Origin of the sequence: Pseudoalteromonas translucida KMM 520 (assembly GCF_001465295.1) — a bacterium.
Classification (GTDB): domain Bacteria; phylum Pseudomonadota; class Gammaproteobacteria; order Enterobacterales; family Alteromonadaceae; genus Pseudoalteromonas; species Pseudoalteromonas translucida.
Genome location: NZ_CP011034.1, coordinates 1766989 through 1792898 on the forward strand (window position 1 = coordinate 1766989; position 25910 = coordinate 1792898).

General features: G+C 37.4%; 23 protein-coding genes. 6 read left to right on the forward strand and 17 right to left on the reverse strand.

What is annotated here, in order from left to right; genetic code table 11:
- Position 1: 1 nt before the first annotated feature.
- From PTRA_RS08325 to PTRA_RS08345, 5 genes are all read right to left on the reverse strand, one after another.
- Positions 2–331, reverse strand: coding sequence for a hypothetical protein (locus PTRA_RS08325; RefSeq protein WP_237113442.1), 330 nt, complete (start codon positions 329–331; stop codon positions 2–4).
- A 2329-nt stretch (positions 332–2660) separates the two neighbouring features.
- On the reverse strand, positions 2661–3080 hold the full coding sequence (locus tag PTRA_RS08330; protein WP_069188189.1) for a DUF1090 domain-containing protein: 420 nt from the start codon (positions 3078–3080) through the stop codon (positions 2661–2663).
- Between the two features lie 106 nt (positions 3081–3186).
- Positions 3187–3759, reverse strand: coding sequence for a MiaE family protein (locus tag PTRA_RS08335; RefSeq protein ID WP_011328238.1), 573 nt, complete (start codon positions 3757–3759; stop codon positions 3187–3189).
- Positions 3760–3846: 87 nt separating this feature from the next.
- Positions 3847–4479, reverse strand: a complete 633-nt coding sequence (locus PTRA_RS08340; protein ID WP_058373420.1) for a sulfotransferase — start codon at positions 4477–4479, stop codon at positions 3847–3849.
- 10 nt (positions 4480–4489) lie between these two features.
- Positions 4490–4864 (reverse strand): MAPEG family protein, encoded by a 375-nt coding sequence (locus tag PTRA_RS08345; RefSeq protein WP_011328240.1) that lies wholly within the window; start codon positions 4862–4864, stop codon positions 4490–4492.
- Positions 4865–4985: 121 nt separating this feature from the next.
- Between PTRA_RS08345 and PTRA_RS08350 the strand changes: the two genes are divergently transcribed.
- On the forward strand, positions 4986–6332 hold the full coding sequence (locus PTRA_RS08350) for a DUF2254 domain-containing protein (protein WP_058373421.1): 1347 nt from the start codon (positions 4986–4988) through the stop codon (positions 6330–6332).
- Positions 6333–6341: 9 nt separating this feature from the next.
- On the opposite strand, the gene PTRA_RS08355 is transcribed toward PTRA_RS08350, so the two are convergent.
- The 3 genes from PTRA_RS08355 to ggt all read right to left on the reverse strand — a co-directional run bounded on the left by PTRA_RS08355 (position 6342) and on the right by ggt (position 10895).
- Positions 6342–7052: an SIMPL domain-containing protein gene (locus PTRA_RS08355; RefSeq protein WP_058373422.1), complete on the reverse strand. Its 711-nt coding sequence runs from the start codon at positions 7050–7052 to the stop codon at positions 6342–6344.
- Positions 7053–7270: 218 nt separating this feature from the next.
- The gene (locus PTRA_RS08360; protein WP_058373423.1) at positions 7271–8965 is read right to left on the reverse strand and encodes an NAD-dependent malic enzyme; all 1695 of its coding nucleotides are present in this window, start codon (positions 8963–8965) and stop codon (positions 7271–7273) included.
- Between the two features lie 151 nt (positions 8966–9116).
- Positions 9117–10895, reverse strand: coding sequence for a gamma-glutamyltransferase (gene ggt / locus PTRA_RS08365; RefSeq protein ID WP_058373424.1), 1779 nt, complete (start codon positions 10893–10895; stop codon positions 9117–9119).
- Positions 10896–10989: 94 nt separating this feature from the next.
- On the opposite strand from ggt, the gene rrtA reads away from it, so the two are divergent.
- Positions 10990–11574 (forward strand): rhombosortase, encoded by a 585-nt coding sequence (gene rrtA / locus PTRA_RS08370; RefSeq protein WP_058373425.1) that lies wholly within the window; start codon positions 10990–10992, stop codon positions 11572–11574.
- A 53-nt stretch (positions 11575–11627) separates the two neighbouring features.
- On the opposite strand, the gene PTRA_RS08375 is transcribed toward rrtA, so the two are convergent.
- The 7 genes from PTRA_RS08375 to PTRA_RS08405 form a co-directional block, all read right to left on the reverse strand.
- The gene (locus tag PTRA_RS08375; protein ID WP_058373426.1) at positions 11628–14132 is read right to left on the reverse strand and encodes a S9 family peptidase; all 2505 of its coding nucleotides are present in this window, start codon (positions 14130–14132) and stop codon (positions 11628–11630) included.
- 102 nt (positions 14133–14234) lie between these two features.
- The gene (locus PTRA_RS08380) at positions 14235–15410 is read right to left on the reverse strand and encodes an endonuclease/exonuclease/phosphatase family protein (RefSeq protein WP_058373427.1); all 1176 of its coding nucleotides are present in this window, start codon (positions 15408–15410) and stop codon (positions 14235–14237) included.
- The gene (locus PTRA_RS08385; RefSeq protein WP_099046590.1) at positions 15410–16336 is read right to left on the reverse strand and encodes a YeiH family protein; all 927 of its coding nucleotides are present in this window, start codon (positions 16334–16336) and stop codon (positions 15410–15412) included. The genes PTRA_RS08380 and PTRA_RS08385 overlap by 1 nt, the downstream gene beginning before the upstream one ends.
- A gap of 4 nt (positions 16337–16340) precedes the next feature.
- Positions 16341–16565, reverse strand: coding sequence for a DUF2798 domain-containing protein (locus tag PTRA_RS08390; RefSeq protein ID WP_058373428.1), 225 nt, complete (start codon positions 16563–16565; stop codon positions 16341–16343).
- A 56-nt stretch (positions 16566–16621) separates the two neighbouring features.
- A complete protein-coding gene (locus tag PTRA_RS08395) occupies positions 16622–17770 on the reverse strand; it encodes a 5-(carboxyamino)imidazole ribonucleotide synthase (RefSeq protein WP_058373429.1) in 1149 nt (382 codons plus the stop codon).
- A 2-nt stretch (positions 17771–17772) separates the two neighbouring features.
- Positions 17773–18255, reverse strand: coding sequence for a 5-(carboxyamino)imidazole ribonucleotide mutase (gene purE, locus PTRA_RS08400; protein ID WP_011328251.1), 483 nt, complete (start codon positions 18253–18255; stop codon positions 17773–17775).
- A gap of 151 nt (positions 18256–18406) precedes the next feature.
- Positions 18407–19996 (reverse strand): ABC-F family ATPase, encoded by a 1590-nt coding sequence (locus PTRA_RS08405; protein ID WP_080516828.1) that lies wholly within the window; start codon positions 19994–19996, stop codon positions 18407–18409.
- Positions 19997–20693: 697 nt separating this feature from the next.
- On the opposite strand from PTRA_RS08405, the gene PTRA_RS08410 reads away from it, so the two are divergent.
- The gene (locus PTRA_RS08410) at positions 20694–21905 is read left to right on the forward strand and encodes a porin (protein WP_058373430.1); all 1212 of its coding nucleotides are present in this window, start codon (positions 20694–20696) and stop codon (positions 21903–21905) included.
- Between the two features lie 601 nt (positions 21906–22506).
- On the opposite strand, the gene PTRA_RS08415 is transcribed toward PTRA_RS08410, so the two are convergent.
- Positions 22507–23007 carry a GNAT family N-acetyltransferase gene (locus PTRA_RS08415; protein ID WP_058373431.1) on the reverse strand — a complete coding sequence of 167 codons (501 nt, stop codon included), beginning with the start codon at positions 23005–23007 and terminating at the stop codon, positions 22507–22509.
- Positions 23008–23157: 150 nt separating this feature from the next.
- Between PTRA_RS08415 and PTRA_RS08420 the strand changes: the two genes are divergently transcribed.
- Entirely contained in the window at positions 23158–23361 is a 204-nt protein-coding gene (locus tag PTRA_RS08420; protein ID WP_058373432.1) for a hypothetical protein, read from the forward strand.
- A gap of 90 nt (positions 23362–23451) precedes the next feature.
- Here the strand turns inward: PTRA_RS08420 and PTRA_RS08425 are convergent, their stop codons facing one another.
- Positions 23452–23649 carry a CPXCG motif-containing cysteine-rich protein gene (locus tag PTRA_RS08425; RefSeq protein WP_058373433.1) on the reverse strand — a complete coding sequence of 66 codons (198 nt, stop codon included), beginning with the start codon at positions 23647–23649 and terminating at the stop codon, positions 23452–23454.
- 483 nt (positions 23650–24132) lie between these two features.
- Between PTRA_RS08425 and PTRA_RS08430 the strand changes: the two genes are divergently transcribed.
- Complete coding sequence (locus PTRA_RS08430) at positions 24133–24654, forward strand: TetR/AcrR family transcriptional regulator (RefSeq protein ID WP_058373434.1); 522 nt, start codon at positions 24133–24135, stop codon at positions 24652–24654.
- A 651-nt stretch (positions 24655–25305) separates the two neighbouring features.
- Positions 25306–25905: a peptide-methionine (S)-S-oxide reductase MsrA gene (msrA, locus tag PTRA_RS08435; protein ID WP_058373435.1), complete on the forward strand. Its 600-nt coding sequence runs from the start codon at positions 25306–25308 to the stop codon at positions 25903–25905.
- Positions 25906–25910: the final 5 nt, after the last annotated feature.

Below are 25910 nucleotides of genomic sequence, written 5' to 3' on the forward strand. Positions count from 1 at the left end.
CTTATGTATCTTCCATAATATCTTTAAGTGCTATGCGTTTTAACTGCGTGCCATCGCGGTACCCTTTTGCTAACAAATCGTCTAATACAGCACCAGTGTAGAATGTGTAACCATTCTCTTCACCAACGGGGAGCTCATATGTAGAGCCTGATATTTGAGGCCAAGTCCAGTAATTCCCGCACGATGATAATTTAGGTAGAACCATTGAACCTGAACTAACTCTCCACTCATCATCATTTCGCCATGAACAAAACAATACATAACATGGTTTATCATCAACTGTTTGAAACGTTAAAACAACCCACCCCTCTGGCCTATGTTTTATATTCAATTTCATCCCTTTTTACATTAAAATTAAATTTAGCATTCATATTAATCCTAACCCAATAAATCAAAATATTAGTTTTCCTAGAAAATGAGTGAAAGAGTCATTAAATATTTTTGATACCTTATCGATAGAAACAAAGTCTGTTGATCGATATTTAAAAGGCACAAGTGGCGTTAAGCACCTTATTACAATTGGTACTACTGCAGGTCAATTTGACGATATCGAGCAGATGTTTTGTAAAAAAATCCGGCCCAGTGATTCCTAGAACGAAGAGCTGGATTGACGATGTAATTAGGTAATACAACAATTGGATTATCACCTTTAACAGTTGGTAAGTACAAAAAGTTATTTTACCATATTTACCTAGCGTAATATCACAACAAAGGCAATGGATTGTCAAAGCTCATATAAGCTTTATATGAAAAGTTTAAGAAATCTGCAAACTAAGTTATCAACCCATCTCAACACTTAACTAAAGAACAATTAGATTTACATGCAAGAGAAAAAAAAGGTCTAGTCGTTCAGCGGTAGAGCATAGGACTAGCATAAACGTGATAGAGCAAATATTGATATATTCCAGTCGTAAGCTAAATATTGTCCCAGCTATAAATATAGAAGCTGGCGTCCGATTAGTGGTGAATGCAACACTACTGAGCATTTCAGAGCAATTATTGGCTAAATTCAATCATTTTTTGATTTCAGCGGCAGCTTAAAAAATTTTTTGAAGTAGAAACATAAAGTACATGTACCATATAGTTAGGAATGAATAAAAACTCCATAAAATTCAGCTGGCCATCATGAAAAATTAAGTGTACTTACTCTTTTGCCAATATTAGTTAAATAGGATTTGTATTAGGCTATTCAGTATAACTAACTATAACTAGATGTATTTAAAGCCTGCTCTTTGCTGATTATTTAGTGTATTTTGCGTTTTTAAGTAAACTCATTACGGCTACTTTGCGCTAATACAAATACATAACTAATGAACGATTACTCTACTTACTAAGCAGATTAAACAGATTAAACAGATTAAACAGATTAAACAGATTAAACAGATTAAACAGATTAAACAGATTAAACAGATTAAACAGATTAAACAAGAATGCCATTACTCACATAATTCTATCAAGCAAGTTTTTCATTAAAGCATGCATTTGTATAAAGTAATCCTGCTAATAATTTAGCTGTTAAAGCTTTCCTTGCTTGTTTGCTGCGCACCTATTTGTAACTAACCAACACGTAAGTATGTTGTTATGCCTTTACTATATTTTCAATTCAGAAGAACTTAAGTTTAGCTCTATTACTTGTATAGCTTATTATTCTCTTTGTATATATACACTTATATATTACGTTATTCTTGCAACTACTATCTAACGTAATAAATCAGAGCTCTTACAGCATTTAACTTCTTTTTGGCAATGCTCTAATTACGAGTTTAGCTTAGCTAATATCACCTAACGTAATAAATAAACCAGAATTCAGCTATTTACTAAATATTGCTTATCATCTTAATATAGTTAGTAGCCTTACTTAACTATAATTTTAACTAAGTGATTATTAACGCCTATAAATAAGCTTCAGTATTAAACCTAGTTAATCGCGTTATTCTATCTATTATTTCAATTCTAACAACTAAGCTAACTAACATTATCTATTTCTATGCCAGCTTCTTTGCCGTTATACATGAGCAACTGCGCGTATATAATATTTACATTGATATGCCAGATGCTAATACTCTAGTTATCATCAGTTGTAATAGTTTATTATAAAGAAGCTCTGGTTTATCACTGTTAAACACATGGGTTTTACCTGTATTTACATAGCTAGTTTTACAAAATCACCGCTATTAACAGTAATAAACCAGCTAGTTTAGTTCGTTTTATAAGCAGGTGCTTTAAATAGCCTATTATGTAGGGTTTTAATTTTCAGTTTTAGTCATATTTAGTTTAATTATTAGTCGCTTAAATTATGTTAAATTGAGCTGTAATTATGTTTATCACAGTAATGCGCTTGGTTTTTAACTAAAACTCCCTGCTGATAGTGGTTTTAACTATGAAATTCTAAGTTGTTGAAGGACAGTTGGTATAAAGCAGAGTAATGGAAAGCAGGTTTCCATAATGTTTGATGGCTATTTATAAGTGTGACTTTTTAAGTATAATTTTTAAGTGTATTTTAACTTAGGCTAGTTTTAAATATTGAAGTGCCCTGCACTGTATATAGTTATTGTTGCGTAATAATGTAATTAAATATGATGGTTAATCCGATACTATTCGCAGTACACTTGCCATTAACCTAACGCGTTAAATTAACAGCAAGTAGAACCACAGGTGATTTAATTAATTTTGCCAAGCTCATCTTTCAGATTCTTTAGTTTAAGCTTTTCTGCTGTAATCTTTTTTTGATACTTACTCACTTTATCACTTTCATCTGCTTGTTTAGCATCTAGCAGATCTTCTTCATATTCAGCAATATCATTGTTAGCATCGTTTATTTTTTCTAGTAAATCTTCTTTCAAGGTTTTTTCGCTGCAGTTACTTTTTGCTGCATGTAATGCTTTTTTCAATCCTTCAACCTTGTACTTATTACCATGTTCCTTCGCTATGGCAAGCTGGCTTTCTATCTCGAAAAACTTTTTTTCACAGCCAGTCAAATCACTACACGCTAATGATGCAGCAAGCGATGTAGATGACAGCATAAATAAAATACCTGCTGTTGTTGGTATTACTTTATATTTTGAAAATATATTAATCATAAGGCTCTCCAATCATAATTATTAGTAAATTTGGCGTGATTGTACAAATAAAAAAGCGCGAAATATAAATTTAGCGCTTTTAAGGGCTTTGTATTAACAGCTCAAACTAATGTAGTGCAGCAGTAAATGGAATACTTTCACAAATTTTAGCTTCGGCTATTAGTAGCTCTTCTAGGCGTATATCTACTTCTTCTTTATCAAAATACTCATACGCTAGTTCTACAAATAAGTTTTTATGTTTTTCTTCTGATTCGGCAATCGCAATGTAAAACTCTTTTTCTTTGCCCTCTGGTAACGCTTGCGCCACTAAAGAAAAGCGTTCATGCCCTCTTGCCTCAATAACACCACCGACTAATAACCGGTCCATTAAAAAACCGTCGCGTCCGTGTCTAAATAATGCACGTATTTGTTTTATATAAGGGTCTTTTTTGTCGTCACCTAAATTTACATCACGTGAGATTAAAATTTTCAGCACTTCTTTAAAATGAATCATTTCTTCAAGTGCTAAGTCTGCCATGGCTGTAACCAGTTTACGTTTATCTGGGTAATGCGACAGCATAGACATGGCCATACCCGATGCTTTTTTTTCGGCTGCGGCGTGGTCTTGTAAAAAAGTATCGAAATCATCAAGAACAACTTCGGTCCATTCAAATGGGGTGTGGTATTTTAATTCAAACATGCTCTGTACTACTTATAACAAGGTGTAAAATAATGCGCAGATTTTAGCGTATATTAGGCAAAAAATCATGCTCCTAAGCCTGCAAAGTTAAACCTTGTAGCGTAACAGTTTATCTATGCGCCCTTTTGCCGTTGATTCAACTTTAAGCGGATGTTTTATATCGTTCCAGGCTGTAACTTTGCCGCCCATATTCATTTTTTCAAAATCTGTTTTATCACTTTTAATCGCTAAAAAATCACAGAGCACTTTGTAGCTTTGTGGCTTTGCTATATTTATTGATAAAAAACGTTGCTCTTGGTGTTTAAAATAATTTTTAGCATCATTGATATGCGTGTTATAACAATGGGTTAAGTAACTATCATCGTTTATATTATCAATCGTTAAATTACTAAATGTATTTAAATAGCAATGCTTTATATGAATATTAAAACCACCATCAGCGCGCGTTAAATTAGTGTGCATACGTAATAATAATTGCTTTATTGATGGTAGCCATACGTTAAGCTCACGCTCTAAATAAATAAACTTTGCATCAGGATAGTACTTATCGAGGGCTTTATAATCATTAAAAATTGGCGTGTCGGCAATTGCATGGGCGTTATCAAAACAATTGTTTGTGTAGGCAGTATGCGCTGTTGGTATACCAAACTCTAAAAAGGCATGGCAAACACTTGTAGTGCCTGTTCGCGGTAAACCAATAATAAATATTTTGTTATTCATACTATTAAATTTAACTAAAGCGGGTTAATAAAATAACTAAAGCACTAATAAGCATAGTTAAAAATGTTGCTATGACACCAATTTGGCGATACTTTAAGTTTTTTTCTACTATGCCAAAATTATGGAAAACACGGCCTATAAGTAGCATTGCACCAAGTGCATGGCAATAATGGCTCGCTAACCCCTGATATTCTGCTAAAAAAAGCAAAATAATTGCAAACGGTACATATTCCATAAAATTACCATGGGCACGAATTGCCCGTTGCAACTGTGGATTTTCACCTTCACCAAGTGATATTTGCGCTGCTCTGCGCACGTTTATTACGTTAAAGCTTAAGTAAATATAGTAAAATGCAAGTAATGCAGCGTATGTTGAAATGATCACAGTATTATCCTAATATTTTTGGCAATAATAACACACAAATTAACGTTCATTATCAGAAGTTTAGTTTACAACTATGCTAAAGTATTAATAATACTCTTATACAATAAAGCATAAGGATTTTATGTTTGTACCTCGCAAAGTAGCCGACAATTATCGAGAAATGATAAATAGCATTGGTTTTTATCCTTCTTTACTTTCAATTGCATTTTTAACCTTTGCGGTTATTACAATGTCGGTTGAGTATATGCCCATTATTGAAAAGCTAAAGTCGTTTATATCTGTGGTATTAGTCGATAGCGCCGAAAATGCCCGAACCGTTTTAAGCACCTTAGCTGGCAGTATTATTTCGTTAACTGTGTTTAGTTTTTCAATGGTAATGGTGGTGTTAAACTCAGCCAGTGCCAGTTTATCGCCGCGCGTAGTACCTGGATTAATTACCCGTAAATCTCACCAACTGGTATTAGGTTTTTATTTAGGCAGTATTATTTACTCAGTAATTATGCTCATAAATATTAATAAACTCGAGAATGGCGCCATGGCTATACCGGCACTTGGGGTATTATTTGCGCTTATTTTTGGTTTGATTTCGTTGGGGCTATTTGTATTTTTTATTCACTCTATATCTCGCGCTATTCAAGTAGATAATGTTTTAAATGGTTTATTTAGCCAAACAAAAAGTGAAATTAAAACCATTATTAAAAGTCAGCAAGAAGCGCCGCTTAAAAACCTCCCCGACTTTACTGATTGGTATTCTATAAATAGTCAAACTGAAGGCTACTACAAAGGGGTGCACACTGATAAGCTTTGCGCCTTATTATCTACAGAAGAAATTGAGCTTTATATCACTGTAAAACAAGGTTATTTCACAGTTAAAGGTTATCCATTTTTAAAGTGCAATAAAGATATTTCAAGCAATGATGAGTTAATTACTAAAATTTTAAGCTGCTTTATTTTTTATATAGAAGAATATATTAGCGACCATTATCGTTATGGTTTAACGCAAATATCAGAAATAGCCGTTAAGGCGATGAGCCCAGGCATAAACGATCCGGGTACCGCAGTTAAAGCCATTGATATGTTAAGTATTTTATTAATTAAACGACTTTCAATAAGTGATATTAATTACAGCTTTAAACACAGCAAGGATACGCCATTATTATATATACACGAAACTCGCTTTGATGAATTGCTGCATGATAATTTTACCCCGCTACGTAATTACGCTAAAGGCGATGCGTACGTAATGACCAATGTGTTAGAAGCATTTAAAAATATATTATTTGTTGCTCACGAAAATTCAGCGGCACGGGAAAGTTTATTTAATTATTTAAATGCTATTGTTGATGACATTAACGAGCATGTAACGAATGAGTACGACAGGCAGGAAATTAATAATATGCTTAAATCAATTGCCCGGATTAGTGAACAACAAGGTGATAACTTACTGACACGTTTTAAGCGCCAGTAAGTTATAAGCTTAATCTATATAATAAACTGCATAACTAGATGCAGTTATGGTTATTTCACCTGCATGATAGGCATCGGGTACATAATTGCTCGGTGTACTATCTGAGATCATCACTTTTTCGGCGCGCATATAAGGGGCCGATTGCACATTTAATGGCTGCATAGATGCGCTATATAAGCCTTTTAACTCTACCCCAAACTCACTGCTAAATTCTTTAGCTGCATCGCGAGTGTCTTTTATAGCCAGGTTTTGCGCTTTTTTGTAGAGTTCATCGTAATTGCTTGCTAAAAAGCGCGTATGGTTAATTTCGTTAATACCATTGTTTACTAAGTTTTGTAGTAACTCAGGATATTTATTAATGGCATTAAGCTTAACCGTTAAAGATCTGCTAACTCTAAAACCTTTAAATTGTTGCTCACCGCTTTCACGATTATATTGGCTTTCTCGGTTTATTGATATTTGCCCGGCATTAATATCTGCATCACTTACGCCTAATGCTGTTACTAATTTTATTGCTTTAGCCATGGTTATATCGGTTTTATTTTTTGCAGCAATTAAATCTTTATCTATTTCGGTAATGCCAACATTTAATAATACATGATCTGGCATGGTGGTAATTGTTGCTTCACCTTTAACATAAATATGCGGTGCATCGGGTGTGGCCGCAGCAAATGCATTAAAGCTAAGTGCTGCGCCTAACAATAAAGTAAACGTTTTCATAAGTGAATCCTTTTATATTAACCATCATACCTGGCTATGTTACTAACTTTATTAAATACGCAATCATTTATTGGTCACTAATTTAATACGCTTAATGTTTTACAGTTTGCTATATATTAAGCGTATTAAACACTTTAAGTGGTTAATTACAGATGAACAAGTACAAAAAACAGGCCGTAGCCTGTTTTTTAATTATTACTAAACACTAAGTTACAGCTTTAAATGCTACTGCGCTTATAGTTACGGTACTTAGGTAACCAGTAGTTTTTATCGATAGCAGCCCATAGTGCGTCGTCAGAAATATCAAGAGCAACGCCCTCTTCAATCGCTTTTTTGCCTACAGCAAATGCTATACGTTTACTTAGGGTTTCAATTTCTGTAAGTGCCGGTAATAAACTACCTTTGCCAGTATTTGCACGCGGCGATGATTCAGCCAGCATTTCGCTAGAAACACTTAACATAGCATCTGTAATACGCGTTGCTTTTGCAGCTATAACACCTAAACCAATTCCCGGGAAAATATAACTATTGTTACACTGCGGAATTGAGAAAGTTTCACCATTATATTCAACTGGGGCAAATGGGCTACCTGTAGCAACAAGTGCTTTACCGTCGGTCCAGTTAATAATATCTATTGGGTGTGCTTCTACCTGTTTAGATGGATTACTTAATGGGAAAATAATAGGTTGTGCACAACCTGAATACATAGCGCGTATTACTTGTTCGGTAAATAAACCAGGTTGGCCCGAAACACCAATTAAAATATCTGGTTGAGAGCAATGCATTACATCAAGCAATGACGCAAATTCGCCGCTGTATGTCCATTCACTCAAACGAGCTTGTGGTTGCGCTAAAACTTGTTGAAAGTCGCGCAGACCTTCCATACCTTCCGATAACAAACCAAAGCGGTCAACCATAAATACCTGGCTGCGTGCTTGCGCTTCGCTAATACCTTCAAAAACCATTTGGCTTACAATTTGCTCAGCAATACCACAACCAGCAGAGCCAGCACCAACAAATACTACTTTTTGATCCGCTAGGCGCTGGTTTTTAACTCTACACGCGGCAAGCAATGAGCCAACAGTTACAGCAGCTGTACCTTGAATGTCGTCGTTAAAGCTACAAATTTCATTGCGGTAACGTTTCAGCAGTGGCATTGCATTTGGCTGCGCAAAGTCTTCAAACTGTAGTAATACATTTGGCCAGCGACGCTTGATTGCTTTAATAAATAAGTCTAAAAACTCATCGTACTCAGCTTGAGTAATACGCTTATGACGCGCACCCATATACATAGGATCGTTTAATAGCTTCTCGTTATTTGTACCCACATCTAGCATTACCGGTAAAGTATACGCAGGGCTAATGCCACCACATGCGGTATACAAAGATAGCTTACCAATAGGAATACCCATGCCACCAATACCTTGGTCGCCTAAGCCTAAAATGCGTTCACCGTCGGTTACCACAATTACTTTTACTTTACCTTTGGTGGCGTTGCGTAAAATGTCGTCTATTTGAAAACGATTTTCATATGAAATAAATAATCCACGTGCGCTGCGATATATATCTGAGAATTTTTCACAGGCATCACCCACAGTTGGGGTGTAAATAATTGGCATCATTTCTTCAATATGATCACGCACTAAACGATAATAAAGTGTTTCGTTATTATCTTGAATTGCACGTAAATAAATATGCTTATTAAGATTGTCGGTAAAACTAGAATACTGCTGGTAACAACGCTCTACCTGCTCTTCGATTGTTTCATAACGAGGAGGCAGTAAACCTGCAATATTAAAATTTTCGCGTTCTTTTTGGCTAAATGCACTGCCTTTATTGAGTAATGGCGTTTCAAGAAGGCCAGGGCCAGAATGATGAATATAAAGGTAATTTGGATCGGTATTTGTAGTCATATTTCCAAGCTTTACTTAGTCTTAAGTTATGATCTGCCATTATCGGTGTTAAAGACTAAATTGCAATGCTATTTAACCTTGTCAGACCATTGAGAATATATAAATGCGCTAATTTTAAACAATAGCTTAGCGCATTTGTATTATACATAATTTAGAATTTTAAAGTGGCGCTTTTATCAGTTAAATCAGACAAAGCCACCCCTTCACGGCGTGGATCGGCGCCGCCTATTAATGTGTTGTTTTTTACTTCAACTGCATGTAAACCAGAGTTTAAATCTAAAATTCTAACATTATGACCACGCTTGCTAAGTGCTGGCGCTAATGCTTCAAGCGCAGTGCCTTTTTCAAGGCTAGTGTAGTCGTTACGATTAGTAGTACGGGGTAGATTAATTGCTTCTTGAACAGATAAATCCCAATCAAGCACGCCAATTACCACTTGCGCAACGTAACTAATAATACGGCTTCCGCCAGGAGATCCGACAACCAAACGTAAACTTCCATCTTTATTAAATACCATTACTGGCGACATAGAGCTGCGCGGGCGCTTGCCAGCTTCAACTCGGTTTGCCACAAGCTGGCCGTTTTTACGCGGCGATAATGAAAAGTCAGTCAGCTGATTATTTAAAATAAAACCATTTACCATTACCGTAGAGCCAAAAGCCATTTCTATTGAACTGGTCATAGAGACCGCATTGCCTTGGCTATCTACAATCGACACATGGCTGGTTGATGGCAATTCGAACGAGTCATCTTTTGCATAACTTAAGTAATCAACTGGGTTACCGGCAACGGCCGTTATATCTTGCTCGGTAATGAGTTTTGCGCGCGTGGCTATATAGTCTTTATTTAATAATGCTTTGGTGGGTACTTGGGTGAAATCGGGATCGCCCATATAAACATCCCGATCGGCAAACGCAATTCTTGATGCTTGGCTAAAGTAATGCAGTGCTTGCTCACCATTGGCTGGTAGTGCGCCCATGTTTTTATGCTCTAACAAACCAAGCATTTGCAGCACAGCTACCCCACCACTGCTAGGTGGTGCCATAGAGCATACATTATAAACACGGTACTCAATACATACCGCCTCGCGCTCTTTGCTGGTGTAGTTAGCCAGATCTTGCTCATTTAATTTACCCGGGGCTATTTTAGAATGTTGCACCGCATTGACCATTTGTTTGGCATTAGCGCCCTTATAAAATGCATCAATACCATTACTGGCAATCTCTTTGTACAAATTAGCTAATGGCTGATTTTTTTTAATGCTACCTATCGCAACTAATTTACCGTTTGGATAAAAGTAGTCATTAATAACAGGCATACTCATTACGCCTGGGTTCAATTGGCGCTGCAGTAAACCGCGTAATCGCGGCGAAACCTCAAAGCCTTGCTCTGCAAGCTCAATGGCTGGTGTAAATAAATCAGCCCACGGTAGTTTACCGTATTGTTTGTGTGCATTAGCAAAGGCATGTAAAACCCCTGGTACACCTACTGAGCGTCCGCCTACTACAGCTTCAATCCACTTCACGGCTTTGCCGTGTTTATTTAAAAATAGTGTTTCGTCGGCATTTTCTGGGGCGGTTTCGCGGCCATCAAAACTGGTTAATTTGTTGTTTACTTTGTTGTAGTACAGCATAAAGGTGCCGCCACCAATACCTGACGATTGTGGTTCTACTAAAGTCAGTACCAGTTGCGTTGCTATTGCAGCATCGACAGCACTGCCGCCTTGCGCCAATATTTGCTGCCCAGCACGAGATGCATACGGGTTAGCTGCAACCACCATATACTTTTTGCCACTCACCGCTTGTTTATGGACTAAGCCGGTAGCGGCTTCTGGTTCGCGCGTTTCAATTTGAGTAAGCGGCTGTGCAAATAAAGGAAAAGACGTCGCACATAATGTAATAGCAAGTAATGCGTGATGTTTAAAGTTCATAAAGAGTAAATAGCCTAAATTATCAGGAGTTAATTGGCATCTTAAAGTTAAACAGGCACAATATGCAAAAATTAATACTAAAAATTACAATTAAATGCTTAATTTACCAGTGCAACCTCGTTATTTACTTCCTCCTTTATTTTTAATGCTGCTAAGCGTTACTTTTGCCACATTTAATTTGAATGCGTTACTCGAATTTAATCGCGATTTAGTTACTCAGGGCGAGTTATGGCGAGTTTTTAGCAGCCAATTTGTTCATGCTAACTGGGCACATTTGGCGCTAAACTGCGGCGGTATTATTTTAATTTGGTTACTGCATGGCGAATATACGTCGCCAAAACGCTACGCTATTAATATTAGTTTATTGGCACTGTGGTGTGGCTTAGGCGTTTACTGGTTTTGCCCAAGTATTTATATTTACACTGGGCTAAGTGCACTGTTACATGGCGTTATTATTTGGGGCGCAGTTAAAGATATAACGCTTGGGCTTAAATCGGGTTATTTATTGTTTATTGGGGTGTGGCTTAAAATAATATTTGAGCAGCTAAATGGCCCCAATGCCGATATTGGTAAGCTTATAAACTCAACCGTTGCAATTGACGCGCATTTAATTGGTGCTATTGGCGGTACTTTGTTAGCTGCACCTTTATTAATTAATTATATTAAAAACAAAAACTAAATATAAAAACGCCACTTAAAAGTGGCGTTTTAGGTGTAGCTTGTTATTAATCGTTACAGAGTTTCTTTAAACAGTTTATAAATACGGCGGTATTCATCTAACCAGCTCGATGGCTGCACAAAACCGTGCGGCTCTACCGGAAAAATAGCCGTTTCAAAGTTTTCTTTTTCAAGCTCAATTAAACGCTGTACTAATCTAACCGTATCTTGAAAAAACACGTTGTCGTCAACCATAGGCGCATTAATTAATAAGCGTTTGTTTAAACCCTCAGCATAGTAAATAGGCGAACTGCGCTCATACGCAATTGGATCAACATCCGGATGGTTTAATATATTTGCTGTGTACGGCGCATTATAATGAGCCCAATCGGTAACGGGGCGAAGTGCAGCACCCGCTTGAAACAATTCGGGCGCGGTAAATAACGCCATAAAGGTCATAAAGCCGCCATAAGAGCCACCATACGTGCCTACAGCTTGCGTATTTACGTTGGCATTTTCTGCCATCCATTTAACCCCATCAGCTAAATCTTGGGTTTCGGGGGTACCCATTTGACGATAAATTGCCGTACGCCAATCACGTCCATAGCCTTTAGATGCGCGGTAATCCATATCCATTACTACATAGCCTTCGTCAGCTAATAACGAATGAAACATAAACTCACGAAAATACCCAGACCAGCCCAAGTGCGAGTTTTGTAAATAACCTGCGCCGTGGTTAAAAATAACCGCTTTACGATTTTTACCCACTTCGCCCTCTACATAATCAGCCGGATAGTACACTTTTGCGTAAATAGGTTGATCAGTATAGCTAGATGGCACTGCAATTATTTTAGGGGCTGTTAGCTTTTTAGCTAAAAACTCATCCGAAACCGTATGTGTTAACCGGGTAACCTGTGTATTTGCTTTTGCATCAGCAACATACAATTCAGTTGGTAACATAATTGTTGAGTGCTTTAACAACAGCTTGGTTTGATCAGGGCTAAGTGTATAGTCGGTCATACCGTTTAGGTCGGTTACTTGCTCATTTTTACCGGTTTGTGGATTTACACGGTAAATTTCGTATAGGCCTGGGTGTTCAACGTTAGCTTTATAGTAAATAGCACTGTTATCGTCGGTAAGCGTAAGGTTTGATACTTCAAACTTACCTGTTGTTAGCGCTGTTGCTTTACCATTTAACGGCTTTTTATAAAGCTGGCTGTAACCCGACTGCTCCGATAAATAATATAAAGTGTTAGAGTTGTGTAGCCAGCCAAAATCGTTAAAAGCATAGGCTATCCAAGCGTCGTCATGTAAACGATGTTGCGACACTAACTTATTATTTTTAAAATCGACGGTTGCTAACCAGCGATCTTTGTTATCCCACGCTTCTAGCATTATTGCTACGTTTGAACCGTCGTCATTCCAAATTATTGGGCTTTGATCCCAGCCCCAATCGCTAATTAAATTTATACCACGCGGCGCTTTTTTCGACTTATACGTTTTACCATCGCGGGCATAGTTTTCTTTTTTAACCGCTGCTAATACGTCTTCATCAAAGCCAGGTAGGGTATCAAAGGCTAAGATATTTTGGCTTTTGTCGTTTAAATTAATGTATACCAGCTCTGAGGTTTGCGACTTTTCGTCAGCTACTCGGCGGCGTGCTTTTTTAGGTTCAATACGGGCATCATCGGTAATATAATTTGGCATTATATCGCTATCATCGCGCCAATCTCTATGCTCTTGCACTACCACTAATAAAGCATCGCCATTTGGCGATAACTGCACGTCTTTTACAGTATTACCTTTACCTAAATAAAACTCAGTATTAGCAATTGAGCTATTTTGTTGTTTAAGCTGTGCTTTGCGTGCTTGTTTATCTTTATTGTTTTTATGCGTTAGCGCTATGTAATCAATAAGTTTGTGCTGCTCTTTAGCAATATAACTGCTTGGCTCTGTAACGCCCTGGGGCTTATCTGCCAGTTTTAAATTAGCAATTTCAGTGGTTAAGCCTGAGCTTAAGTCAACTTTAAAAAATGTATTACCTTGACGATAAGCTAAGCTGCCATCATTTAAAAATTGTGGTTTAGATTCAGTGCTAGAGGTATGCGTTATTTGTTGAATTGCACCTGTTGTAACGCTTTTTACAAATATATTGCCTTCAAACACATAGGCTTGCAGTGCTTTGTTTTTTGAATAAACAGCTTTATTTGCACCCACAGTGTGTAGTTTATTAAGTGCTATTTGCTCTGCGCTTTGGCTTGTAATTGATTGGCTAAATAAATTACGTAACTCATTACCTTGCTCTTTACGTGCATAAATAATGGTAGCAGAATCACTGGCCCAAAATGCGCGCTCGGGTTGACGCCCAAGCCAATCGGGATGAGCCATAGCTTGCTCTAACGTTATTTTAGTAGAGCCCATATTGGCGGGGGTATTTACAACAGCAGCAACAGGAGACGTTGTTACATTATTTTGCGCAGCTGACGAAGATGATGCAGTTGCTTGACACCCTGCTAAAAAAACACTTGAGGCAACAGCCAGTGCTATTAATGTTTTAGACGATGAGATATTAAAAATCATAGTGCTTCTTAACGGTAATTATAATTAAGCCGTATTTAAGCAGAAGCACTTTAGTGATTGCAATTTTTTAAGACAAACGCCTGTGTAACTGAGTTAGCTTGCTTATTCTAAGCGTAAATCTAGCCAAACTAGTCGATGATCACTCGACGCATTTCTGTCTTTAATTAAGCGGTATAGCTCGCTATTTTTAGTTGGCCAAAATACCCCGCCATCAATAATGTTTAACCCATAATGCGATGGTAAAACATAGTCAACCCTGGCTTGCCAACTTGCACTGTAATTTTTAGCATGGCTGTGCTGTGGGTATTGCTCTTTTGCGCCAGCACTTTGCGGTATAAAACTGGCGTTTATAAGCGGATGCTTAAGTAGCTGATCTGTGGTTATAGTTCGCTGTTTATCACCCTCTGGGGCGGCATTTAAGTCACCCAAAATAACAAACCGAGACTGAGCATTTAAACCGCCTTTTTTATCTTTATGATCATAAATATAGTCGGCATTATTTATATAGTCAGCAACTAGCCTTACTTCATCATGGTTACGTTTGCCGTTTCTATCCTCTAAGCCATCAAAAACCGGTGGGGTTGGGTGCGATGCAAGTATATGTACCGTTTTATTATTAACCGATATAGGTAAGTCCCAAAAAGATTTTGAACTTAAACGAATGTTTTGCCATTCTTGCTCGTTATACCAGTTTTTGCCTGTGGTTGGATCGATAGGCATTTGCGCATTGGGCATATCTTTATATTTAAATGTTTGCAGCGTTCTTACTTTATCAAAATCGATTGGATAACGAGATAAAACGGCCATACCGTAATGCCCTTCAAAAAAACCAAAACCGTGAGCGTCGCCCATTTTTCCTGTTTTTTTACCATCGTTATCTAAATCAAACTCAGTGGCTAAACCGGTATTAACCGGTGCAATATAAAAATAAGGGTAGTCTATTGCCGCTTGATTATTTTGGCTCACGTTTAAATAATGGCTTTTAAAGTACGCTATGCCCTGCTCTTTTGGTACATAGTCAAACTCGTTTAATAGTATTATATCGGGGCGAACGCGTTGAATTATTTCGGCAATATTTTTAATTTGTGAATGGTCTGCTTTAAGCGCGCTAACCAAAGAATCGCTTTTTACAGGCGTTTTTCTCGGCGTATAGTTAGTTGCATCCATACTTACATTAAAGGTGGCAACACGCAGTTGTTGAGCCGCTGCAGCGTAGTTGCTTAACAGTAAACAAAACAGCGCACTACCCAAAGTAATACTACTTAAATTACCTTTCATTATATCAACCCATCTAAAATTAATAATAAAATAACACTACTTACCACTATCCATAATAAAATTGCCATTATAAAGGGCTTAAGTCCGGCTTGTTTTAGCACCGCTAATGATAAGCCACTACCAATTAAAAACAATGTAACTATAAGTAATTGTTTAGCAACTATATTAATAACGCTCCATACAGGTGCAAACTGTGGTAAATAAGTATTAATAAGTGCGGCGAGTACAAAGCCAACAATAAATAATGGAATACTGGCTTTTTCATCTGAGCGTAAAAACACCCCAGCAAGCGCAGTATAAGGAATGATCCACATAGCGCGGGTTAATTTTACTGTGGTGGCAATGCTCAGTGCCACAGCGCCATAAGTAGCAGATGCACCAACAACACTGCTGGTATCGTGAATAGCTAAAGCAGCCCACATGCCAAATTGCTGCTCGGTTAAATTAAAATAATGGCCAATGGCCGGAAACAAGAGTAAGCCCACGCCATTGAGCATAAATACTACGCCAAGTGCCACAGCCACTTCATGATCTTTTGCTTTAATTACCGGTGCCATAGCTGCAATAGCACTGCCTCCGCAAATAGCGGTACCAAAGGAGATTAATACGCCGGTATTTCGGTTAAGTTTAAACACCTGGGTAAGTATTTCACCTAAGCCAATTATCGCAGTAATACTCACAATAGTGAGCACTAAAGAGCTGCTTCCCACTTCAATTACCTGATTAAAGTCAACGGCGAAACCAAGCCCAACCACCGCTGCTTTTAACATCCACTTACTGGCTTTTTGCGAAAGCTCGGCAAACGGATTGCCTAATGTCATAGCAAAAGCAGCGCCTATTACCAGTGCACTGCCAGCACCAATAAAAGGAGTGATACACAAGGCTAAAAGAATTAAAAACAATGGCTTTTTGAGTGTTAATGGCATGGTATTACGCTCGAATTATTTTATCAGTTAATTTGTGTACTAAAGGTGCAACCAGAATAACGGTAGGAAATGCGATAGAAAATGCAAATATCCATGCTTTAAGCCATACCGTTATAATATTATCGACCATTCCCACATTAAATAATGAGATCACAAAAGACATAAAGCCCGACATTAATAGCGCCATTAAAAATGCAAACACAACATTACGGTATTTATGATTAAACATAGATGTAGCCTTGGTGTTAAGCAATAAATTGAGAACCCCCAATTTATTGCTTATTTTTAGTTGAGTATCAAAGATGTACTCGTGGCTAAAATACCTGGGTAGGCTTGTTCTGGTAAACACTCGCTAAGTTCAGCTAAGCGTTCACCTAATTGATGTAGACTTTGGGCAGAGACATTAATATGCCCCATTTTACGCCCTAGTTTTACTGTTTTACCGTACCAATGACTAGTTACATCAGTCACTTCTAAAACAGCAGTAGGAATACTGGCTTGGCCAAGCACATTTATCATTGCTGTGGCATGTTTAAGCTCAGTATTACCCAAAGGCAGCCCTGCAACCGCACGCATATGGTTTTCAAACTGCGAACAATGGCAACCTTGCTGTGTCCAGTGCCCAGAGTTATGAACACGCGGGGCAATTTCGTTTACCAGTAAAGTGCCTTTAACGTCAAAAAACTCAATTGCCAACACACCTACATAATTAAGCTCGTTCGCTAATTTAGTAAAAGCATCAATAGCTTGCTGCTCTACATGGCTATTATTTAAACCCGCTACCGACAGGGTTAATACACCATTGGTGTGCTGGTTTTCGGTTAACGGATAAATTGCAACATTACCGTGTTTATCGCGTGCACCAATAATAGATACTTCACGATCGAACGGGATCATTTTTTCAGCAATAATAGTATGGGGAGCAAGCTCTGTGCCCGAGGCAATAAAATCAGACATTTGAGCCCAAATTTCATCAATTTGATCATCAGACTTTAATCGCCATTGGCCTTTACCATCGTACCCTGCTTGGCAGGTTTTAATAACCAAGGGTTTACCTAGGTTTTTAACCGCAAGTTCAAGGTGCGCTTTTTCAGTAATAAGTTGATACGGTGCACACGCTACAGCTGTTTTATCTAATAGCGCTTTTTCGATTTGGCGATCGCCACCGGTTTTAATAGCCGATTTACCCGGATAAAACTTATTGCTATTACAACAAAGTGTTAATACATCGTCGGGGATATGCTCAAATTCCGCAGTAATTGCATCTGCGCTTGCTATGGCCTGCTCTAGTGTTGTTGAGTAAACTTCGCCTGTGAGTGGGTGCACAATTTTTTGGCTGCCTACATCGTACGCAACCACGTTTAAATTAAGTGGTGCGCCAGCAAGGCACATCATGCGTGCTAATTGCCCTGCACCTAAAATTAAAATAGTCATTATTACTCTGCAGGATTAGGGTTAGCTAAAATAGTGTCGGTTTGTTCTTTACGAAACGCTTCAATTTTTGCGAATATTTCGGGGTTTTGGCACCCTAAAATTTGCGCTGCAAGTAAACCTGCATTAGCTGCGCCAGGCTCGCCAATAGCTAATGTACCTACCGCAACACCTTTAGGCATTTGGCAAATAGAAAGTAGCGAATCAATACCATTGAGTGCTTTTGATTTAACCGGCACACCAAGTACTGGTAATGAGGTAAATGCAGCTGCCATACCCGGTAAATGGGCCGCGCCGCCTGCGCCTGCAATAATAACTTTAATACCACGGTCGCTTGCTGAGCTTGCGTAATCTGCAAGTAGTTGAGGAGTTCGGTGGGCAGAAACTACTTTTGTTTCGTACTCTATGCCAAATTTTTCTAGCATGAGCGCCGCGTGTTCCATGGTTGGCCAATCTGATTTAGAACCCATAATAATGCCAACTTTCATAAATACTCCTCAGTAATATACTATTTTAACTAGCGGACTTATGTCCGCTTTTATGGCGGGTATTATACCCAAAAGTCATTAAATTGCGACTAACAAAAACAAAAAAAGCCATGTTAAACATGGCTTTTTAAAGTTAGCAATAAAACGCTATTTACGCTTCTTTACTTGCTAGGTACTCAGCGTAGGTACCTCTAAAGTCAATAACCTTACCATCTTTAACTTCCCAGATACGCGTAGCAACCGATGATACAAATTGGCGATCGTGAGATACAAACAATAAAGTACCTTCGTAGGCTTCAAGTGCTAAGTTAAGTGCTTCAATAGATTCCATATCCATGTGGTTGGTTGGCTCATCCATTAGTAATATATTTGGCTTATGCATCATAATTTTACCAAATAACATACGGCCTTGCTCACCACCCGATATTACTTTAACCGACTTTTTAATATCGTTTTGAGAGAACAACATACGGCCTAAAAAGCTACGTACGACTTGCTCGTCGTCGCCTTCTTGCTGCCATTGCTCCATCCACTCAAATAAGTTCATATCGGTGGCAAATTCATCTGCATGATCTTGCGCGTAATAACCAATATTGGCATTTTCAGACCATTTAAACTCACCCGATTTAGGCGCTAAGCGCCCTGCAAAGGTATTTAACAGTGTTGTTTTACCTACACCGTTTTCGCCAATAATAGCAATACGTTCACCTACTTCTACTAAACCTTCTAGGCCAGAGAACAAAGTGTTGTCGCCAAAACCTTGGCTAAGGTTAGTCATTTCTAACGCATTTCGGAATAATTGTTTTTCTTGATCGAAACGAATAAATGGCGTTTGACGTGATGACGCTTTAACTTCGTCTAACTGAATTTTGTCGATACGTTTAGCGCGCGACGTTGCTTGCTTAGCTTTTGACGCATTAGCAGAAAAACGCGATACAAACTGTTGTAGTTCAGCAATTTGGTTTTTCTTTTTGGCGTTTTCGCTTAACAGACGTTCACGTGCTTGCGTTGCAGCAAACATGTATTCGTCGTAGTTACCTGAATAAATACGCAGCTCACCGTAATCAATATCGGCCATGTGAGTACAAACCGAGTTTAAAAAGTGGCGGTCATGGGAAATAATTATCATGGTGCAATCGCGTTGGTTTAATACATCTTCTAACCACTTGATAGTATAAATATCCAAGTTATTAGTAGGTTCATCGAGTAGCATTATTTCAGGATCTGAAAACAGTACCTGTGCTAAAAGTACACGCAATTTAAAACCTGGCGCAATTTCTGACATAGGGCCATAGTGTTGCTCAGTAGCAATACCTACACCTAATAACAACTCACCCGCTTTAGATTCTGCAGAGTAACCGTCCATTTCGGCAAATTCAGTTTCCAAATCGGCTACTTTCATGCCATCCGCTTCGCTCATTTCAGCTAAAGAGTAAATACGGTCGCGTTCTTGTTTAATTTCCCATAACTGCTTATGACCCATGATCACAGTATCAATTACAGAATACTCTTCGTACGCAAACTGGTCTTGGTTTAGTTTAGCAACGCGTTCATTTGGATCAGTGCTAACGTTACCCGAAGACGGCTCCAGCTCACCACTTAAAATTTTCATAAATGTTGATTTACCGCAACCATTAGCACCGATCAAACCGTAACGGTTGCCGTCGCCAAATTTTGCTGAGATGTTTTCAAATAATGGTTTAGCACCAAATTGCATGGTGATGTTAGCTGTACTAATAATAGCGCTACCCTCCAAGGGAGACATGATGTATTTTAATTGCGCGCAGTTTAAACCAAATTCATCGTTTTTTCTATGAAAGTTTAAAGGCCAAATACGCAAATAAGCGCCTGCTTTAATAACTATAATTAAGTTGTGAAATATTACTTAACGCACACGCTTACAAGGTGATTAAATAGCTGCACAATTAAACAAATTTTAATTATCAAAAGTTAACACTTCCTTATATTTGTCTCCAAAATAACTGCAGTTAGCATTCGGCTGGTGTGTATTTCATTAATAATTATTTGCTGACTAAATTTTATTCGCCGCTGTTAACATCCGCGAAATTATTTAATACAACTGCTTAACCTGTTTGTTAGCTTGTTTGTCGCATTTAGTTTTTATTAAAAATATTTTTGTATATATTGATGATATAAAAGCCACTTAGAGCTTTTGCACTACCCTTCACTTTTTAGCCAACTTGAAAAAAACTCACCTTTATTTTTTTAATTTCTAATACCAAACAACTACTCAGCAACTTAAAGCATTAAAAAAAGCAACACCACAAAAACAAAATTAACCCTAGGTGAATATTTACTATTTATTTTACTTATAGCGGGTGATTATTTTTCACTTTTGAGCATATTATTGCTTTGTTAGTCTTCAACCCCACAGATATACCCCAATAAAAAAGCATCAAATTTACACAAGGCAACAAATGATAAATAACAAGTTAGCAACTCTACTAAGCATTAGTATTTTAGCGGCTCCAGCTGTATCGGCAGTAGAAGTTTATAAAGACGATAAAAATGCTGTCTCTATCGGTGGATATATTGACGTTCGTGCGATCAATACCCAAAACCAAACTGAAATAGTAAATGGTGCCTCGCGTATTAACTTTGCTTTTAAACGCCAATTAAAAAATGATTGGGAAGCACTGGCCTTAATTGAATGGGGTGTAAACCCTGTTGGTAACAGTGATATTGTTTACAATAACCGCTTTGAATCTATTCAAGATGAGTTTTTATATAACCGCTTAGGTTATGCCGGCTTATCGCATGATAAATATGGTCAAATTACCATTGGTAAACAATGGGGTTCGTGGTTCGATGTTGTTTACGCCACCAACTACAGTTATGTGTGGGATGGTAATGCAGCAGGTGTTTACACATATAATAAAGACGATGGCGCAGTAAATGGTACTGGTCGCGGTGATAAAACACTGCAATACCGCAATACTTACAACGACTTTGAATTTAGCGTACAAACACAGCTAAAAAACAGTGAGTTTTACACTTGTGATGTAAGCAATATTACAGAAGCACAATGCCAAACTAAATGGGAAACTGGTGATGCGACAGCACAAAAAGTAGAGTTTAATTACACTTTTGGTGGTGCTGTAACTTATAACGTAACCGATATGCTTACGTTAACCGCTGGTATTAACCGCGGCGAGTTTGACTTACACTTTGGCGATGGCACAACTCGCTCAGTAGAAGATATAATTTATGGCGCTGGTATTATTTGGGGTAACATTAACGCCCCAGGTTTATACGCTGCAGCTAACATTAATAAAAACGAAAACCATGATACCGACAATCTGGGTCGCTTAATTAAAGAAGCCGTTGGTATAGAAACATTTGTATCTTACCGTTTCGATAATGACTTTAGACCCTTTATTGCATACAACCTTTTTGATGCTGGCGACGATTACGTAATTCAACCTAACTTTAACGCCGACCCTAACGATGTATTTAAGCGTCAATTTGCCGTTATTGGTGTTCATTACTTACTTGACGACAATACCCAGCTTTACATAGAGGCACGTAAAGATTTTGGTGACTTTGAAAGTGCTAATAAAGAACAACAAGCACTTATGGAACAATCGGAAGATGATGGCATCGCAATTGGTTTTAGGTATACACTTTAAAACCTAAGTTAGTTTTATAAAGGCCTGGTTATGAGTATAACGAGGCCTTTTTTATTGTTTTTAAGTTTATTGCACCACTCAGCCATGCTGCTTTGAATGTCTATTTTGGCGCTTAAAACTATATTTACAAATACATCTACAGTTGCGCTTATATCATTTTTTTTAAAATGTAATAGCACCGGAATTTTCGTGTGTACGTCGTAAAGCTTTATAAAATGACATCCTCACTGTACAGCTCTCGAATACAGTGCTATTGCCACTACTAAACCCGCTGCAACACTTGCAGAGCGTTTTATAAGTGCGAACCAAAGCCACATAAAGGTTAAACACGCCTAACTCCAATGTGTAATTTAAGTGAACCGGATAAGTCGTTATAATCTCGTTTTACCTGTATTAAGCGCTGATATTGTAATTTGAGATAAATATAAAGGTGCTTGGTGCTTACTACTGCCCTGCTATTTTATAAACTTAATACATTTGCAAAGATATTGCTTTTCCACAACAATGTATGATGTGTTCTTTACTGTATTTACTTATAAATAATTACAGTAATTGCAGAGGTAATATTTAGATTTCGACCGGTTATTATAGCATGTTAACTCTATAATAATTTACACCAAAGTGAACTGTTATCACTATTTTGTACACTACACTTTGGCTTAAACCCTAGCTTTATTAGCAAAGCGTGTGAACGTTGGTTATGTGCACTCACCTCTGCATATAAATGTTTTAATTGTAATGCAGGCATTACTGCCATAAAACCTAAAAGCACTTCTTGCATAATTCCTTGCTGCCAAAAATCTGGGTGTAGCTCAAAACCTATAAAAGCCGTTTGCGTGTCTGTATTAATTTTGTATAAACCACACGAGCCTAGTAATTGGCCATTGCTGTTATGCTCAATTGCTAGGCGCAATACTTCCCCTTCGAAATAGCCGCTAATATCGTTTTGTATTAATTGCTTTACCTGTTGCTGGCTAAGCGGTGTTTGGTAATCGTTATATTGAGACACTAATGGGTGGTTTAAAATACCAAACAAAGCTGCGCCATGTTTGTGAGTTATTAAACGTAAGGTAACCCGCGGCAGTGTTATTGTTTTAAACATACAATTACCAAAATTATAAGATGTTAGCTACCTACTACTTAAATTCAATATTTGTAAAAATAGGTATTAAGCAATAAATAGCACTTTATATAACAGTATTATTAACTTACCATACTGCGTTAACAAGCAATATATTGAGAGTAATTAGCCATGAGTGACGATTTTAAAGTAATACAGCCCACTACCACGGTTTATTGCCCTAAGCGCGGCGAAGGTTGGACCCTAACCGGGATTACTAATATTAACGAGTTCACCTCTGTGATGTTTGACGGCACGCGCTACACCCTTCCCGCTCGCGAAATTATAGAGCAGTTATTGCCAAACCAATTAGCAAGAGAGCAGCAAAATAAGTAACGATTTTTTTAGCTTACATAAATAACCAAAAGGCTGCTTTTTATCAAAGCAGCCTTTTGGTTTTAAATTAAACCTGCGAGATTATAAAAGTTAAAATGCATCATCTTCACTGTATACATTAACACCAAGATCAGCATCTGCGTCTTCAAAAACTTTAAAAATAATTGGCTTACAACACACCTGGCAGTCTTCAATATACTGTTGGTCTAAATCTGCGACATCTAGTAAAACGTCAATTGTTTCGCCACAATAAGGGCAGCCAATCGATTTTTCGGTTAATTGATTCATTTACACACCAACCATTATAAATAATGTTATTTTAGTTAAAATGCAGCTATTAAACAACATATCCTAAGTATTACACTGAGCTAATTTTTATAGCATTTACGCGAGTAAATATTATCGATTAAGCCCAAGCTACTGGTTTCTTTTAATGCGCTTAATTAAGGCTATAAACTCTAACTTGAGAGTTAGATAAACAAACTAGAACCTGTAGAATGAACAAATACTTGTTTGCTATAATAAAAAACAATACAGCTTATTAATTGAGCGTGCTCACAATAAAAATGAGCGCGCTCAGTTACTATTAGCTAAACTTAGTAAATAGCTAAGTCTAGTCAATAAGTAAACCATTAACTCACAAGCTTATAACTTGGTATTCAATTGTTTTTAATGCAGTTTTATAGAGAGTACAATACAGTTGTACAGCCGCTTACCTTGTACGAATAGACATTACTTAATAAAAATAGTAGAGAGCAATACACAAATATAATGGATAAAAAACAGAGAACACGTAATAAAATTTTAGCATCTGCTTGGGAGTTATTTTTATTACAAGGTTACGAGCATACCTCAACCCGAGAAATTGCAACTGCTGCTGGTGTAGCTGTGGGCACTGTATTTAGTCATTTCGATAATAAAATAGACTTATTAATTGCCGGAATGCAGCAACAAATTACCGCTATAATTAATCAAGCTCGCGCATCCGACAAACAACACTCTCCTAGATTAAAGCTGCGTCATTATGCACATCCCCTGTATTATTTTTATTGTGAAAACAGTGAATTTAGTAAAATACTTATCAGTAATGTTATTTGGCAAGCAACTTTTTTTAGTGAGCAAGTAAGCCAATTTAAACAGTTATTATTTCAGCAGCAAACTCAAATTGATGACGTAAAAGCAAGCGTAATGATTGACTGCTACTTTATGACTTTAATTAGCGGGTTAAACGAGCAATCTCCCAATGCCGATGCTATGTTAAGGCAACTTACCCAAAAAATAGCCTTGCTATAAACAGGGCACTCTATAATTACTGATAACTAATACTGATCATCGCTATGCGGTGAGCCCCCGCCCTTTCTTTATGATAAAGAAAATATAAAGCCTAACGCTATTGCTAAAACTATACTTAGCCACAATTAAGCATGATGTGTTCTTTTTGGTTCGTAACTTTGTTCATTAAAGCTAATAGCGTTAGGTATAAATAAAGTAAGCTCTGAATAAAACACAGTAATAAGTAATAAAATTTAACTCTGTGTGGTGCTTAACACTAGTCATTACTTATTAAACTCTTATTCTGCACTTTAATAAGTACAGGTAATATTATATACACTCAAACAACAACTGTATATAAATACAGTTGAAGCGATTTATGGTAAATATCTCACTTCACCGGCTTTTTAAATACATACCTCCACCAGCGGTATTGGCAGTTAACATTTTATAAGCTTGTGTACTAAGAACCTACCCGCTATGTCTTTGCTAATGCCTAGTTGTAATCCACCAGCATATGCTTGTTAGTCTCAAAAGTAGGTTTTATTAAAGTGGCCTCATTCACTAAAGCGCGTTGCGGCTTACAAATAAAAATGAAATACCTTTTACTAATAGCGGGTCTAGTAACTATACCAATATATTTATACATTCATCAAACAGATGCGAGATTTTATGAAAAGAATATTAGCCTTAGCGTTAACATCATCCGTTATATTTTATGCATCGCTCGCCCATGCAAACAAAACCGAAAAAGCCATTTTAGCCGGAGGTTGCTTTTGGTGTATGGAAAGCGATTTTGAAAAGCTAGAAGGTGTAACCGATGTAATATCGGGTTTTACGGGAGGTAAACTTAAAAACCCAACTTATAACGGTAATCATCGTGGTCATTATGAAGCTGTAGAAATTACTTACGATCCTGCAATAGTTAGCTATAAAGCTATACTTGACCATTACTGGGTAAACATTGATCCCTTTGATGCTAAAGGCCAATTTTGCGATAAAGGGCCAAGTTACCTAAGCGCTATTTTTGTAGCTAACGAGCAAGAGCGCAAATTAGCAGAGCAATCTAAACAAACAGTGATCGAACAGTTCCCAAATAAAGCCGTGGTTACCCCTATACTAAACACAAGTACCTTTTACCCAATTAAAGGCGATGAAAGTTACCATCAAGATTATTATAAAAAAAATCCTATTCGCTACAATACCTATCGCTGGCGTTGTGGGCGCGACAGCCGCCTAGAAGATATTTGGGGCGATAAAGCGGGCCATTAAAGTAC

What these genes read in the sequence shown, in the direction of transcription:
- purE (WP_011328251.1), bottom strand. Translation starts at nt 18,255, where the DNA reads ATGAAAGTTGGCATTATTATGGGTTCTAAATCAGATTGGCCAACCATG.
- PTRA_RS08380 (WP_058373427.1), bottom strand. Translation starts at nt 15,410, where the DNA reads ATGAAAGGTAATTTAAGTAGTATTACTTTGGGTAGTGCGCTGTTTTGT.
- PTRA_RS08430 (WP_058373434.1), top strand. Translation starts at nt 24,133, where the DNA reads ATGGATAAAAAACAGAGAACACGTAATAAAATTTTAGCATCTGCTTGG.
- PTRA_RS08340 (WP_058373420.1), bottom strand. Translation starts at nt 4,479, where the DNA reads ATGAATAACAAAATATTTATTATTGGTTTACCGCGAACAGGCACTACA.
- PTRA_RS08385 (WP_099046590.1), bottom strand. Translation starts at nt 16,336, where the DNA reads ATGCCATTAACACTCAAAAAGCCATTGTTTTTAATTCTTTTAGCCTTG.
- PTRA_RS08425 (WP_058373433.1), bottom strand. Translation starts at nt 23,649, where the DNA reads ATGAATCAATTAACCGAAAAATCGATTGGCTGCCCTTATTGTGGCGAA.
- PTRA_RS08335 (WP_011328238.1), bottom strand. Translation starts at nt 3,759, where the DNA reads ATGTTTGAATTAAAATACCACACCCCATTTGAATGGACCGAAGTTGTT.
- PTRA_RS08350 (WP_058373421.1), top strand. Translation starts at nt 4,986, where the DNA reads ATGTTTGTACCTCGCAAAGTAGCCGACAATTATCGAGAAATGATAAAT.
- PTRA_RS08355 (WP_058373422.1), bottom strand. Translation starts at nt 7,052, where the DNA reads ATGAAAACGTTTACTTTATTGTTAGGCGCAGCACTTAGCTTTAATGCA.
- rrtA (WP_058373425.1), top strand. Translation starts at nt 10,990, where the DNA reads ATGCTTAATTTACCAGTGCAACCTCGTTATTTACTTCCTCCTTTATTT.
- PTRA_RS08360 (WP_058373423.1), bottom strand. Translation starts at nt 8,965, where the DNA reads ATGACTACAAATACCGATCCAAATTACCTTTATATTCATCATTCTGGC.
- PTRA_RS08330 (WP_069188189.1), bottom strand. Translation starts at nt 3,080, where the DNA reads ATGATTAATATATTTTCAAAATATAAAGTAATACCAACAACAGCAGGT.
- PTRA_RS08410 (WP_058373430.1), top strand. Translation starts at nt 20,694, where the DNA reads ATGATAAATAACAAGTTAGCAACTCTACTAAGCATTAGTATTTTAGCG.
- PTRA_RS08390 (WP_058373428.1), bottom strand. Translation starts at nt 16,565, where the DNA reads ATGTTTAATCATAAATACCGTAATGTTGTGTTTGCATTTTTAATGGCG.
- msrA (WP_058373435.1), top strand. Translation starts at nt 25,306, where the DNA reads ATGAAAAGAATATTAGCCTTAGCGTTAACATCATCCGTTATATTTTAT.
- ggt (WP_058373424.1), bottom strand. Translation starts at nt 10,895, where the DNA reads ATGAACTTTAAACATCACGCATTACTTGCTATTACATTATGTGCGACG.
- PTRA_RS08375 (WP_058373426.1), bottom strand. Translation starts at nt 14,132, where the DNA reads ATGATTTTTAATATCTCATCGTCTAAAACATTAATAGCACTGGCTGTT.
- PTRA_RS08415 (WP_058373431.1), bottom strand. Translation starts at nt 23,007, where the DNA reads ATGTTTAAAACAATAACACTGCCGCGGGTTACCTTACGTTTAATAACT.
- PTRA_RS08395 (WP_058373429.1), bottom strand. Translation starts at nt 17,770, where the DNA reads ATGACTATTTTAATTTTAGGTGCAGGGCAATTAGCACGCATGATGTGC.
- PTRA_RS08420 (WP_058373432.1), top strand. Translation starts at nt 23,158, where the DNA reads ATGAGTGACGATTTTAAAGTAATACAGCCCACTACCACGGTTTATTGC.